This window comes from Puribacter membranae (assembly GCF_055380425.1).
In genome coordinates, this window is sequence record NZ_AP040167.1 from 908,935 (window position 1) to 922,533 (window position 13,599).

At 52.1% G+C, this 13,599-nt stretch carries 12 protein-coding genes; all 12 read right to left on the reverse strand.

The window, feature by feature from the left end; all coding sequences use genetic code 11:
* Positions 1 to 57 precede the first annotated feature (57 nt).
* Positions 58 to 762 (reverse strand): YidX family protein, encoded by a 705-nt coding sequence (locus ACZ41M_RS04470; protein ID WP_464730120.1) that lies wholly within the window; start codon positions 760 to 762, stop codon positions 58 to 60.
* A gap of 90 nt (positions 763 to 852) precedes the next feature.
* A complete protein-coding gene (trpB, locus tag ACZ41M_RS04475) occupies positions 853 to 2,055 on the reverse strand; it encodes a tryptophan synthase subunit beta (protein ID WP_464730119.1) in 1,203 nt (400 codons plus the stop codon).
* 21 nt (positions 2,056 to 2,076) lie between these two features.
* Positions 2,077 to 2,703 carry a phosphoribosylanthranilate isomerase gene (locus ACZ41M_RS04480; RefSeq protein WP_464730118.1) on the reverse strand — a complete coding sequence of 209 codons (627 nt, stop codon included), beginning with the start codon at positions 2,701 to 2,703 and terminating at the stop codon, positions 2,077 to 2,079.
* A gap of 14 nt (positions 2,704 to 2,717) precedes the next feature.
* Positions 2,718 to 3,512 (reverse strand): tRNA pseudouridine(38-40) synthase TruA, encoded by a 795-nt coding sequence (gene truA, locus ACZ41M_RS04485; RefSeq protein ID WP_464730117.1) that lies wholly within the window; start codon positions 3,510 to 3,512, stop codon positions 2,718 to 2,720.
* Positions 3,512 to 5,212 (reverse strand): hypothetical protein, encoded by a 1,701-nt coding sequence (locus tag ACZ41M_RS04490; RefSeq protein ID WP_464730116.1) that lies wholly within the window; start codon positions 5,210 to 5,212, stop codon positions 3,512 to 3,514. Before ACZ41M_RS04490 ends, truA begins: the two co-directional genes overlap by 1 nt.
* A gap of 16 nt (positions 5,213 to 5,228) precedes the next feature.
* Complete coding sequence (gene asd, locus ACZ41M_RS04495; RefSeq protein ID WP_464732120.1) at positions 5,229 to 6,353, reverse strand: aspartate-semialdehyde dehydrogenase; 1,125 nt, start codon at positions 6,351 to 6,353, stop codon at positions 5,229 to 5,231.
* A gap of 41 nt (positions 6,354 to 6,394) precedes the next feature.
* Positions 6,395 to 9,745 (reverse strand): coiled-coil domain-containing protein, encoded by a 3,351-nt coding sequence (locus ACZ41M_RS04500; RefSeq protein ID WP_464730115.1) that lies wholly within the window; start codon positions 9,743 to 9,745, stop codon positions 6,395 to 6,397.
* Positions 9,746 to 9,780: 35 nt separating this feature from the next.
* Positions 9,781 to 10,860, reverse strand: a complete 1,080-nt coding sequence (gene leuB / locus ACZ41M_RS04505) for a 3-isopropylmalate dehydrogenase (RefSeq protein ID WP_464730114.1) — start codon at positions 10,858 to 10,860, stop codon at positions 9,781 to 9,783.
* Positions 10,861 to 10,936: 76 nt separating this feature from the next.
* Positions 10,937 to 11,602, reverse strand: a complete 666-nt coding sequence (gene leuD / locus ACZ41M_RS04510; RefSeq protein ID WP_464730113.1) for a 3-isopropylmalate dehydratase small subunit — start codon at positions 11,600 to 11,602, stop codon at positions 10,937 to 10,939.
* Positions 11,603 to 11,720: 118 nt separating this feature from the next.
* On the reverse strand, positions 11,721 to 11,864 hold the full coding sequence (locus ACZ41M_RS04515) for a hypothetical protein (RefSeq protein ID WP_464730112.1): 144 nt from the start codon (positions 11,862 to 11,864) through the stop codon (positions 11,721 to 11,723).
* A 37-nt stretch (positions 11,865 to 11,901) separates the two neighbouring features.
* The gene (locus ACZ41M_RS04520; protein WP_464730111.1) at positions 11,902 to 12,096 is read right to left on the reverse strand and encodes a hypothetical protein; all 195 of its coding nucleotides are present in this window, start codon (positions 12,094 to 12,096) and stop codon (positions 11,902 to 11,904) included.
* A 35-nt stretch (positions 12,097 to 12,131) separates the two neighbouring features.
* Positions 12,132 to 13,550 (reverse strand): 3-isopropylmalate dehydratase large subunit, encoded by a 1,419-nt coding sequence (gene leuC / locus ACZ41M_RS04525; protein WP_464730110.1) that lies wholly within the window; start codon positions 13,548 to 13,550, stop codon positions 12,132 to 12,134.
* Between the last annotated feature and the right edge of the window lie 49 nt (positions 13,551 to 13,599).

Below are 13,599 nucleotides of genomic sequence, written 5' to 3' on the forward strand. Positions count from 1 at the left end.
TTCGTCAGCAATCTGGAGTGAGTTGTATAGCTCGCCTTTTTACAGATACATCATGCCTTACATGAACTTCATATCCTTCAAACTAAAGTACCAAAACGGTATTTGAATCGGCGCAGTCACCACATCAAACGCCACCCCCAGCGGCAGCAATATCACGCGCAGCGGATTGTGGTTTTGTTTGTACTCGGTTTTATAAAACTGCACCGGTCGGGTTTGCTTAAATTGCGAAGCAATCGCCGCTAAGTTTTTCACAGGCGGATAAACCACGCCTTGAATGTGCAAGGAGCGCCAATAAGACTGCTTATCCTCTGACAATATAAATTTCAGCTCTGTCAGGGTTTTGCGCTCTTGCTCGGTCAAGCGATCAGCCGCCTTGTTGTAGGTGATCGTCACATCGCCGCGCACACTCTGAATCTCGCTGCTGTCCTGCTGTACCAGCATATTGATCTTCGGCTGATCTTGATTCACGCCGATCAAACGACCATCCAAATTTTTCACGATGGCTTTGATTTCATCCGCGCCCTCGGTGAGCAAATAGGTTTGTTTTTCGCCAATCAGCGCGAGAAAGTTGCGCGCTTCCGCGCTGATATTTTCACCCGTCGGCTGCCCCATGCCCAAAATCGCATCTTCATAAGCCAAGGTTTTGGTGATTTTGGTGGTGGTTTCCGTCGATTGACTGGCCATATAGGTCGCACACCCCGACAGGCTCGTCATCAACAACGCTGCCACCCATGCCATCCAGCTCAATTTGAGTCGGTTCATCGTCATCTCCTATATTGTTTATAAATATGTGCTGCCATTAAACCACAAAATTAACCACAAAAATCAAAGGGATGAACTGTCGCTCAAAAATCAGAGTGTTAAACCGCTTTTCTCCGCGACCGTGTGCATGTCTTTGTCGCCACGCCCCGATAAATTGACCAACACCACTTGATCGGGCGACATGGTTTTCGCCAGTTTCATGCCATACGCCACGGCGTGCGAGGATTCGAGCGCAGGAATGATGCCCTCGACGCGGCACAGCGTGTGAAATGCGGCCAATGCTTCCGCATCACTGATTGGCACATACTCGGCGCGCCCTGAATCCTTGAGCCACGCATGTTCCGGCCCCACGCCCGGATAATCCAAACCGGCAGAAATTGAGTGTGTTTCAATGACTTGACCGTTTTTGTCTTGCAGTACATAAGTGCGGTTACCGTGCAGTACGCCGGGCGAGCCTTTTTGCAACGACGCCGCGTGGCGTTCGCTGTCAATGCCGTCGCCTGCGGCTTCGACGCCGTACAACTTGACGGCGTCAAATGGAATGTAGGGATAAAAAATGCCCATCGCATTCGAGCCACCACCGACGCACGCCACAACCGCGTCCGGCTGGCGATCGCCGCCCAGCATTTCGGGTATTTGTGTCAGACACTCATCACCAATCACACGCTGAAAATCGCGCACCATCGCCGGATACGGATGCGGTCCCGCGACCGTACCGATGATGTAAAACGTATTTTCGACGTTGGTCGCCCAGTCGCGCATGGCTTCATTCAGCGCGTCTTTGAGTGTGCGTGAGCCGGATTCGACCGCAATCACGTTCGCGCCCAGTAATTTCATGCGATAAACGTTCGCCGCCTGACGCGCCACGTCCTCTGCGCCTTGATACACGTCGCATTGCAGACCAAAACGCGCGCAAATGGTCGCGGTGGCCACACCGTGCTGTCCCGCACCGGTCTCGGCAATCACGCGCGGTTTGCCCATATGGCGAGCGAGCAGCGCCTGGCCAATCACGTTGTTAATTTTGTGTGCGCCGGTATGGTTCAAGTCCTCACGCTTGAGGTAAATCTGCGCGCCACCATTTTCCTCTGACAAGCGCTTGGCATGATAAATGGGTGACGGACGACCGACGAAGTGCTTGAGCTCATACGCGAACTCTTGTTGAAACTCAGCCGATGGCACGATGGTGCGATACGCCTCATTCAACTCATCCAGCGCCGGAATCAGCGTTTCCGAAGCGAAACGCCCACCATAAATACCAAAATGTCCTTTGTCGTCAGGATAGTTGTAACTCATTGTTTCCTCTACTGTTTATCTTTAATGGTGCAACACTTGCTGCATAAACGCACGCATTTTATCTGCGGATTTCACGCCCTTAGACAGTTCAATGCCGGATGAGACATCCACCGCATACGGTGCAATCTGTGCCATCGCTTCACCCACACTGTCCACGCTCAAACCACCGCTCAAAATGATACGCCCACGCAGTTCTTCCGGAATGCTGTGCCAATCAAAACCATGTCCTGACCCGCCATAACCCGCGCTGTCCGAATCCAACAATACACCGGCCAATTGATCTATGTGACGCGCAATTTCCGCCCAATCGGTTTGGGCATTGACACGCACGGCTTTGATCACCGGTATATGGAGCGTCTGTTGTAAGTGTACGGCAAAAGCAAACGATTCATCACCATGCAACTGCACAAACTGTATGGGCGCTTGGTGCAATACAGCTTGAATCTGCGCCTCTTCGGCATTGACGAACAGCGCGATCGTCGAGACAAATGCAGGTACCGACGCGCACAACTGCGCCACGCGTTCGGGCGTGACATAGCGCGGGCTTTTTTCATACAGCACGAAACCGAGCGCATCCGCGCCCAGCGCCACAGCCTGCTGCACATCCTGTTCGCGGGTAAAACCGCAGAATTTCACTCGGGTTCGCATGATTTTTTTGAAAATTAATTTAAGCCTAAGGCCTGCGCAAAGTCATCACACGGCGTAGGTAATTGATAGTGTTCGGGATAGTGAATCGCCGACAGATACAGCCCCGCAGGCGAAAATGTCGGCGCGGACAGTTTGCGGTCTTTTTGTTGCAATAAAAATGCCAGCCAATCCGTCGGCTGTTTGCCCGCCCCAATATACACCAAACTACCGACCAAATTGCGCACCATGTGGTGCAAAAAAGCATTGGCCGTGATGCGTAGCAACACTGCATCACCGTAGCGCTGAACGCTGATCTGATGCAAGGTTTTCACCGGCGATTTGGCCTGACACTCTGCCGCGCGAAACGCGGAAAAGTCATGCTCACCAACCAACACCTGCGCCGCTGCGTGCATTTTCTCCACGTCCAATGCATGATGATACCAACCCGCGCGCCCTGCCCAAATCGGCGAGCGCACCGCATGATTGTAAATCAGGTAATGATAGGTGCGCTGATACGCATCAAAGCGCGCATGAAACACCGGCTCAACCACCCGCGCCCAGCGCACGGCAATGGTTTCGGGCAAAAATGCGTTGACCCCGCGCACCCATGCGTGTGTATCGCGCTCAAACGGTACGTCAAAATGCACCACCTGTCCCAACGCATGGACACCGGTATCGGTGCGACCGGCGCATTGTACGGCTATGGTTTGGTTGGCGAATTGGTGTAATGCGGTTTGTAAATGGTCTTGAACCGTTAGACCGTGGCTTTGTGATTGCCATCCTTGAAACGCGCGCCCGTCGTATTGCACACCCAAAGCAATGCGCGGCATCAATGACCTCGGCTCTCTTGCGCCTGCTGACGCAAATATTGGATATGCCATTGATTGCGTAGATCCAAAGCCTGCGTGCTTTGCGCCGCATTGCCACGTAAAATCACTTCGTTCAAAATATGATGCGCCACATTCGGATAGGCCTGTGCGTAGGCTTTTTGCGCGTGATCGAGCAAATCATCCATCGACTGGGCGCTCATCCATTTTTGCAAACGGGTGCGCTCGGCCAATGCGTAGTAATTCACGGCCTGCCCCGATTTTTCCGCCGTATGGTTGGCATACTGGCGCAGCAAGTGATTGACATTCAAACCTGAGCCGCCAGAATCACTTGGTGCGGCTGTCGCGGTCGTTTGCGTTGTATTCAGCATCGTTGCTGCTACAGTCACCGGCACAGCAGGCATGGTCGGCGCAACGGCTGCGGCAGGCGTATCGAACTGCACTTTGCTGGCGCTGGTACTGCGCAAATCCAGTTTCTCCGGCGTCAAACCGTGCAAAGCTTGTTTGAAGCGAAGTTCGATCTCCTGCGCGGCTTCCGGCTTCACATCCACCCGCTCATCTGCCACCTCTGCGCTTAATGTTTTTTCTTGTGCTGCCACGTGATTTGTTTGAGTCACCGTTTCAGCTGTTTTTACGCTGTCCGCTTGTGCGCTTGCTTCTGCTTGCGCAGGAAGCGATTCAACGATCACCGGTGGTTGAACGGCAGCGGGTACTGCAGTGACAGTAGGACGCTCAGCGTCGGCGGATTGAACGGATTCGACAACGACCTGAGTCGGTGTTTCTGAACCATCGAGCCACGAATCCACAGTTTCATTGGAAATCGGCTTATCGGAATCCGCGCGTTCTGAAAGCGCCGCTTCTGGCGCTTCTGGTACGATTTGCGCGGATGTTTGATCCATCGCCTGAGCCACTTGCTCCGCTTGAACCGGTGCTACCGTGGATGGAGCGACTTTCTCTGTAGCTTCGTTTGCTGTCAGATCATCCGTTGCAGCATCATCTTTACCCTGACGCGAACCGCGCATCATCAACCAGACAAACGCACTCAATAACAATGCCGGAATGATCACCAGCCACAAAGATTTAGGCACACGCAAGAACCATGCTTTGAGCTGGGCCATGCCGCCCTGAGCAGCGGTCGTCGCCACTTGCGTGGATACGGTCTGCTCCGTTTGAGGCGGCGATGCACTTGGCGTTGGAGCCACAGGCGCAGCAGGAACAATCGCGGCTTGAGTGGCGTCGGCCGCAGCACCGGCCGAAGATGCTGTCGTTGTTTCATTCGCTGAACTCGCAGCTACCGTCGGCTCAGGCTTGCTGCTTTCACTGGCAGCAGTGCCTTGTTTGGGCAGGACAATTTGCGCGCCCACCTGCATTCGATCGGGGTCACCGCCGGGAAATTGTGCTTGGTTGGTCTGTGTTAAGACTTCCAAGGCTTGTTTAAACGGAATATTATTTTTAACCGAATAATACTGCGCAATCGTGCGCAACGAGTCGCCACGACGCGTTTGCAACACCACGCCCGCCTCATCGGAGCGAACCGTGCGCGATTGAATCGCCGATTCACTCATCGGTTTGGCGTTAACCGTCACGCTTGCCAAGCCACACACCGCACCCAGTGCAATCGCTACCCACGCTCTGCGCAATGCGCGGCGTGACTGTGCAAACGGTACTGTTTTGAATAAGTGGTGTGTGCTTGGCTGTGACATAGACATCCTTTTTTAATTACGCTTGCGCCAAAATAATGCGCAATACGCGGCGCAACGGCTCTGCCGCGCCCCACAACAATTGATCACCGACGGTAAATGCGGACAAATACTCACCGCCCATTGCCATTTTGCGCAAACGTCCGACCGGTACGGTCAATGTGCCGGTTACGGCGGTTGGCGTCAAATCCTGCATGGAAGCGGTACGCTCGTTCGGCACGACTTTGACCCAGTCATTGGCTTTGGCCAACATATCGTTGATTTCATCCAACGGCACGTCTTTTTTCAATTTGATGGTCAATGCTTGGCTGTGGCAGCGCATTGCGCCCACACGCACGCACAAGCCTTCGACATTGATAAAGCCCGCTTGACCCTCGGCTTTACCCAAGATTTTGTTGGTCTCGGCGGAGCCCTTCCACTCTTCTTTTGATTGGCCATTGCCCAAATCTTTGTCAATCCACGGAATCAAGCTGCCGGCCAATGGTACACCGAAATGCTGCGCCGGGTAGTCGGTCTCGCGCATTTTTGCAGAGATTTTGCGATCGATTTCCAAAATAGATGAACGCGGATCCGCCAATAAATCAGCCACTTCGCCATTGAGCAAGCCCATTTGACTCACCAACTCGCGCATATTCGCCGCGCCACCACCCGAAGCCGCCTGATACGTCATCGAGGTCATCCAGTCAATCAAATCCGCTTTGAACAGACCGTCCAAAGCCATCATCATCAAGCTGACGGTACAGTTGCCACCGATGTAGTTTTTCACGCCCTTGTTCAAACCATCGGTAATTACCGGCATATTCACCGGATCCAAAACAATGATCGCATCATCGGCCATACGCAGGCTTGAGGCTGCATCAATCCAGTAGCCATTCCAACCCGCTGCGCGCAATTTAGGGAAAATCTCGTTGGTGTAGTCGCCGCCTTGGCAGGTCAAAATAATATCGCAGGTCTTCAATTCATCAACACTGTTACCGTCATGCAATACGCCATCCGACTTCGCAATCGTTGGTGCTGCACCGCCCGCATTGCTCGTGCTGAAAAAAACCGGTTCAAAATGTGCGAAATCATTTTCCGCCACCATGCGATCCATCAGAACCGAACCGACCATACCACGCCAACCCACTAATCCCACTCTTTGCATCATTTACTCCAATAAACACCCAATAAAATCATTAAAAATAATCAGTTAACAAATCCGTCCATATTGATTTTCTGTACGACAAACACATTCATCCGCGCTGTTTCCGCGCGTAAGAACGAATTGACCGCCGCATCATCAAAGCCATCCAGTTTAAATACCGTGGTCAAACGATAGCCAAAATTCGCATCATCAAAATACGGGTTTGCACCCGAATTGGCCGAGCCGGTGCGAACCGCCCCAATTCGTCGCGCCGCCAAATCAAAATACAGACAACGATAACGATTGCCCGAGTTTTCGTAGCAGGCACGCGATTCAGTTTCCAGTCGCGCCATTCCGCCCAATTGGTGTAATTTTACCGCCCAATCGGCAATTCCTGAAATCAATTCGTCTGAATAAGCATATTTTGCCCAAGATTGTTGTTGATTCACACTCGAAGCTTTACCTTCAAGAATTTGGGCTTCCAAACGCTTCATTTCCAGTTGTTTCACCCGTTCTTCCATACGCTGGATTTCCAACTGCTGCTGTGCTTCTCTTCGCTTCTGCACTTCAATTTGCATGATTTGCGCTTCGGCTCTGCGACGCTGTTCAGCAAATTTTTCACCGCCAGCAACATTTTCACCAATCTTGATATTCTGAACCGCTAATCGACGCTCTTCCATACGCTGAATTTCTACGCGCTGAGCCTCTAATTTCGCTTGCAGCGTTTGAGATTCTGCCCGCTGCGCAGCCAAACGCGCCTCTAACTGTTGAACATCCGGCGTCGGCACAGTCACTTGTGGCGTTTGCGCCGTTGGTTCTCTGGTTGTTTCGCTGTCTCGAGTCTGAGCGGCGAGACGTTCCGATTCAAGTCGTTGCGCCTCTAACTTTTTCTGCGCTTCTAGCAGTTGTGCTTCCAATTGAGCGGTTTCGCGTTTTTGCGCTTCCAAGCGTTGGGCCTCTTGACGCAAAAGTTCTTGTCGCTGCGCTTCCAAGCGCTCTGCTTCTCTTTGCTGAGCTGCTTGTTGTTCGGCTTTCAGGCGCTCGGCTTCCGCTCGTTGCTCTTGTAACTTTCTCTGCGCTTCCTGTAGCTGCGCATTGAGCTGATCCGTCGCACGCTTTTGAGCCTCCAGCGATTGCGTATCAACCTGCTGAACCTGCAATTTATGTTGCGTATCCTGAAGCTGTTGCTCTAATTTGGCCACTTCTTGTCGCTGGGCTTCTAAACGCTGAGCTTCTTGGCGCAACAGTTCCTGTCTCTGAGCTTCCAAACGCTGCGTCTCTGTTTGGCGCGTTGCTTGCTGCTCGGCTTTCAAACGTTCGGCTTCTGCCCGTTGCTCTTCCAGTTTTTTCTGCGCTTCGGCCAAACGCGCGTTCAACTGCTCGGTTTCACGCTTTTGCGCTTCAAGCGATTGAGCATCCACTTGCTGAGCCTGCAATTTGCGTTGCGTCTCTTGCAATTGTTGTTCCAAATTGGCCACGGATTGACGCTGCGCTTCTAATCGTTGCGCCTCCTGCTGCTGCGCGGCCAATCGTTGATTTTGAATCTCTGCTTCTCGCTGCTGAACGGCCAGACGTTCGGCTTTTAGACGCTCCGCTTCTGCACGCTGTTCTTCCAATGTCTTTTGCGCCTCAGCCAACTGTGCGTTGAGCCGTTCCGTTTCACGTTTTTGGACTTCGAGCGATTGTGCGCTCACCTGCTGTACTTGCAATTTGCGTTGTGTTTCTTGCAGCTGCTGTTCCAATTGAGCAACCGATTGGCGTTGTTCTTCCAGACGCTGCGCTTCTTGCTGCTGCGCGATCAAACGCTGATTTTGAACCTCGGCTTCGCGTTGTTGTACCGCCAAACGTTCAGCTTTTAAACGCTCAGCCTCCAGGCGCTGCTCTTCCAATTTTTTCTGAGCTTCAGCCAAACGTGCGTTCAACTGCTCGGTTTCGCGTTTCTGTGCTTCGAGCGTTTGTGCATCCACTTGCTGTGCTTGCAGCTTGGTCTGCGTATCTTTGAGCTGTTGTTCCAGTTGAGCAACCGCCTGACTTTGCGCTTCCAAGCGCTGCGCTTCTTGCTGCTGTGCGGTCAAACGCTGATTTTGAATCTCGGCTTCACGCTGTTGTACGGCAAGGCGCTCGGCTTTCAAACGCTCGGCTTCCGCACGCTGTTCTTCCAGTTTTTTCTGGGCTTGTGCTAACTGAGCGTTCAATTGATCGGTCTCACGCTTTTGTGCTTCGAGCGTTTGTGCGTCCACTTGCTGCGCTTGCAGTTTGTTCTGTGTATCCTTGAGCTGTTGCTCCAGCTGGGCAACTGCCTGACTTTGCGCTTCCAAGCGCTGCGCTTCTTGCTGTTGTGCAGTCAAACGCTGATTTTGAATCTCGGCTTCACGCTGCTGTGCTGCCAAACGTTCAGATTTCAGACGTTCGGCTTCCACTCGCTGTTCTTCCAGTTTTTTCTGCGCTTGCGCCAACTGAGCATTGAGCTGATCGGTTTCACGTTTTTGCGCTTCAAGCGATTGCGCATCCACCTGCTGCCCCTGCAGCTTGCGTTGCGCTTCCTGTAACTGTGCAGTCAACTGCTCTACCGCTTGTTGTTGGCCTTCTAAACGTTGGGCTTCGAGCTTTTGCGCTTGCGTTTCCGTATCTTTGTCACGCGCATTCAGCCGCTCGGTTTCTAACTTTTGCATGGCCAAGCGCTGCTCTTCCAGCTTTCTCTGTGCTGCTTGTAACTGGGCATTGAGTTGTTCGGTCTCTTGCCTTTGCGCTTGTAAACGCTCAGATTCGGTTTTTTGCGCTTCTAAACGCTGGATTTCCAGTTTTTGTTGCGCTTCCTGCAGTTGTTTTTCCAACTGCGCCACTGCTTGTTGCTGGCTTTCTAAACGTTGATTTTCTTGCGCTTGAGTTTCTTGACGCTGAGGGTCAGAGGCTTCGCTCGCGCGCTTTTGTAGCTCGAATCGTTCTGATTCGAGTTTTTGCATCGCAATACGCTGCTCTTCCAATTTTTTCTGTGCTTCGGATAGCTGTGCACTTAATCGGGCTGTTTCTGCATTTTGTTGCTCAATGCGTCGTGCATCAGCAACCGAGGTAGCCGGTGTTCCTGACGCTTTAGGATTGCGCAGGGCTTGTTGTTTTTGTTCTTGCAGCTGATCTTCCAACTGTTGCATCTCCAGACGACGAGCCTGAAGCTGCTCCTCTAAGCGCAGTGCCTCCAAACGTTGCGCCTGCAGCTTTTCATCTTCTTCTAATAGTAGTCGGGCATTTCGCGCACGCTCTTGGTCCGCGACCGAGCTAATGCCTCCCGGACCCGAACCTGTACGAAGGGAAAATTCGGGGACTTTGATGGACGCTGGGATGGGAACGGGGATCATACATCCCGTCGTCCCCAAGGCCAATGGTAGAACCCCTAATAATGCTAAATATTGCTTCAATCGCACGATCTGCTTTGCTCCACCATTTGATTGTTTCATTGATTAAGCGACAATGCCGCCAAAACCGCATCACCCATCTCGACCGTACTGACTTTACGACCACCTTCGGTCATGATGTCACCGGTACGATAGCCTTGTGCCAATACCGCACGCACAGCGGCATCAACGCGATCAGCAGCCTGTGTTTGACCCAAGCTGTGACGCAACATCATGGCGATGGACAAGATCATTGCCAATGGATTGGCCAGATTTTTGCCCGCGATATCCGGTGCAGAGCCATGAATCGGTTCGTACAGGCCTTTACCATTCGCATCCAGTGAGGCGGATGGCAGCATACCGATCGAGCCGGTCAACATGGACGCTGCGTCGGACAGAATGTCGCCAAAGATATTGCCGGTAACCATCACGTCAAACTGCTTCGGATTGCGAATCAGTTGCATGGCGGCGTTGTCCACCAACATGTGGCTCAGTTCAACGTCGGGATATTCCGCTGCTACTTCAATCATGACGTCACGCCACAATTGGGTGCTTTCCAACACGTTCATTTTGTCCACCGAGCACAGTTTTTTGCTGCGCTTTTGTGCGGTTTTAAATGCGCTGTGGGCGATACGGCGAATTTCGGATTCGCTGTAAATCATGGTGTTAAAACCAACGCGTTCGCCATTGCGCACTTCAATACCACGCGGCTCGCCAAAGTAAATATCGCCGACCAATTCACGCACGATGATGATGTCCAAACCGGACACCACTTCGGGTTTCAGGGTGGATGCAGCGACCAACTCAGGGTAAACCAGCGCCGGACGCAGATTAGAAAATACATTCATCGCCTTGCGAATTGCCAACAAGCCGCGCTCAGGGCGTTGTTCGCGTGGCAGCACGTCGTATTGCGGGCCGCCAACAGCGGCGAGTAACACCGCATCTGCCGCCAATGCTTTATCCAAAGTCTCTTGCGGCAACGGCACACCGGTTGCATCCACCGCACAGCCGCCAATCAGCGCGCTATCCCAGCTAATGTCCAAGCCATCGGCTTTGAGTTGTTCCAATACGCGCACGCCTTGCGCCATGATTTCTGGACCGATGCCATCACCGGGGAGTAATAAAATCTGCTGAGTCATTTTGAACCGAACCTTAATTGAATTAACTATTGAACTATTACTAACTATTGAATCGTCTCACACAAGCGACACCCGTTTATGAGGTCAGCTTGTTTGAATTTAAGCGCGCATTCGCCAACCACGGATATTTTATCAAGTGCTGATTTTCAAAAGCGCGAATTTCATCGGCGTGTCGCAGGGTCAAACCGATGTCGTCAAACCCATTAACCAAGCAGTATTTACGAAACTCGCTGATGTCGAATTTAAATACCGAGTCACCCGCACGCACGGTTTGTTCAGGTAAATCAATGGTGACTTCAAAGCCCACATGGGCTTTGGTCATATCGAATAGTTGATCGACTTCTTTTTCTTTTAAAACAATGGGTAACAAGCCATTTTTATAGCAATTGTTGAAGAAAATATCAGCAAATGATGGTGCAATCACCGCACGAAAACCGTACTGTTGCAATGCCCATGGCGCGTGTTCACGCGAAGAACCACAACCGAAATTATCACGAGCGAGCAATACGCTGGCACCTTGGTAACGTGCTTGGTTCAAAACAAAATCGGGATTGAGCGGGCGTTTGGAGTTATCCTGACCGGGTTGTCCCACGTCCATATAGCGCCACTCATCAAACAGGTTTTCACCAAAGCCGGTACGCGCAATCGATTTTAAAAACTGTTTGGGGATAATCGCATCGGTATCGACGTTTTCTCGATCCAGCGGCACGATCAGGCCGGTGTGTAAGGTAAATTGATCCATGGGTTTTCCAAAAAACGGAGGTGAAATGCTGAGATGCTGCTCAGATAATTAGGTAATACAAATGCTGCGGCTCAGACCACTGAGCCACAGCCAAGTTGATATACATTCAATCAAAAATTTATTGATTGGCAGGTACTTTCTCTTGAATCCAAACACCTGCGGCGGCGGTATCCTTACCCACGCCATTCACTGTACCACGAACAGTATTGCACGCGGTCAAAACCATTAAACTCATTGCCAATAAAGCGAATAATTTACGCATTATGAGATCTCCTACGGTTAAAAATTCAGATAAGTAATCAATATTGTTGTACTGGTTGCTGCTCTACAGGCTGCTGCGCGTATGGCTGATTTTGATCCGCCGGTACTTTCTCTTGAATCCAAGTGCCAGCCGCCGCGGTATCTTTACCTATGCCATGAACTGCCCCACGGAATGTATGACAAGCCGACAACAGCATCACAGAAGCCAAAGCCAAAACTAATAATTTACGCATCATTACCCCCTATTGAATGTTTTATTCGATTCAAATCACGCCAAAGCGCGGACATCCACAAAGTGCCCTTCGATCGCAGCCGCAGCCGCCATCGCCGGACTGACCAGATGCGTGCGTCCACCCGCACCTTGTCGTCCTTCGAAATTACGATTGGAAGTGGAAGCACAACGCTCACCCGCTTCCAAACGATCGGCATTCATCGCCAAACACATGGAGCAACCCGGCTCACGCCATTCAAACCCCGCGTTTTTGAAAATCACGTCCAAACCTTCGGCCTCGGCCTGCTGTTTCACCAAACCCGAACCCGGCACAACCAATGCCTGTTTGACATTGCCCGCCACCTTCTTACCCAAGCGTTTGACCACCCACGCGGCGGAACGCATGTCTTCAATACGGCTGTTGGTACACGAGCCGATAAACACCTTGTCCACCTTGATCGAGTTGATCGGCGTGCGCGGAGCCAAGGCCATATACTGCAAAGCACGCTCCATCGCATCACGCTTGACCGGATCTTTTTCCAACTCAGGATCAGGTACCGACTCGTCAACCGCCACCACCATCTCGGGTGAAGTACCCCAAGTCACTTGCGGCTTCAACTGCTCGGCCTGCAATTTAACCACACGGTCAAATGACGCGCCGGCATCGGACACCAGTGTGCGCCAGAATTTTTCTGCCACTTCAAACTCCGCGCCTTGCGGTGCGTAAGTGCGACCTTTCATGTAATTGATGGTGACATCATCGACCGCGACCAAGCCTGCGCGCGCGCCCGCTTCAATCGCCATATTACATATGGTCATGCGCCCTTCCATCGACAGGCTGCGAATGGCCGAACCGGCAAACTCGATGGTGTAGCCTGTGCCACCCGCCGTGCCGATTTCGCCAATAACCGCCAACACAATGTCTTTCGCGGTACAACCGGCAGGTAATGCGCCATCTACCTGAACCAGCATATTTTTGGCCTTTTTCATCATCATCGACTGCGTCGCCAACACATGCTCCACCTCGGACGTACCGATACCGAAGGCCAATGCGCCCATCGCGCCATGCGTCGAGGTATGCGAGTCACCGCAAACAATCGTCATACCCGGCAAGGTCGCGCCTTGCTCAGGGCCGATGACGTGTACGATGCCTTGGCGAATGTCGTTGATTTTGAACTCGGTGATACCGAAGGCATCGCAGTTTTTGTCCAAAGTCTCGACTTGCAGGCGCGACACGGGGTCGGTGATGCCCGCATTGCCTTGCGAACGCTCGGTCGTCGGCACGTTGTGGTCACACACCGCCAGATTGGCATTGATGCGCCACACGGGACGGTTGTGAATCGTCAAGCCTTCAAATGCCTGCGGGCTGGTCACCTCGTGCAAAAGCTGGCGATCAATGTAAATCAGCGCCATGCCGTCCTGCTCCTGACGAATCACGTGCATGTCCCAAAGTTTGTCGTATAAAGTCTGTGCCATAAACAATCTATCTGCTGTCAAAAATAAAATCGATCAATGCGGGTCAAAA